Source organism: Cellulosimicrobium composti, assembly GCF_010287905.1.
GTDB classification, from domain to species: domain Bacteria; phylum Actinomycetota; class Actinomycetes; order Actinomycetales; family Cellulomonadaceae; genus Cellulosimicrobium; species Cellulosimicrobium composti.
This window is the reverse complement of sequence record NZ_JAAFAN010000156.1, coordinates 1-622: the sequence shown is the minus strand read 5'-3', so window position 1 is coordinate 622 and position 622 is coordinate 1. Positions and strand designations below refer to the sequence as shown.

General features: G+C 77.3%; 1 protein-coding gene. It reads left to right on the top strand.

Going from position 1 to position 622, the window contains the following annotated elements; translation table 11 throughout:
- Positions 1-575: GNAT family N-acetyltransferase (locus GYH36_RS19135; RefSeq protein WP_246209819.1), on the top strand; the 575-nt coding region annotated here is incomplete at its 5' end.
- Positions 576-622: the final 47 nt, after the last annotated feature.

Here is a 622-nt window from a genome sequence, read left to right as displayed (position 1 = left end):
TCGCCCGGCCCGGCTTCGGGACGGGCGACGACCGCATGCTCGGCGGGCTGGGGACGGGCGTGCGACTGGTACCGTCGCCGACCGTGAGCACCACGTCCCCGACCGACCCGGGCCCGACGCCGGGTCTCTCCTTCCGTGCCGCGGTCGCCGCGGACCTCCCGCGCGTCGTCGAGCTCATCGCGGACGACGAGGTCGCGCGCGCCCGCACGGGTCAGATCGGCCCCGAGCACGAGGCTGCCTTCGCCGCGATCGCGGCGGACCCGAACAACGAGCTCGTCGTCGTGGAGCAGGACGGCCGGGTCGTCGGGACGATGCAGCTCACCGTGATCCCGGGGATCTCGCGGCGGGGCGCGTCGCGGCTCCTCGTCGAGGCCGTCCGCGTCGACCGCGGCCTGCGGGGCCGGGGCGTGGGCCGCGCCATGATGGCCTGGGCCCACGCGTGGGGCCGGGAGCGAGGCTGCGCCCTCGCGCAGCTCACCTCCGACAAGCAGCGCGCCGACGCGCACCGCTTCTACCGGTCGCTGGGGTACGAGCAGTCGCACGAGGGCTTCAAGCTGCCCCTCGACCCCCGCTGACCCCCCCCCCCCCACCCCCCCCCCCCCCCCACCCGCCCCCCCCCCAC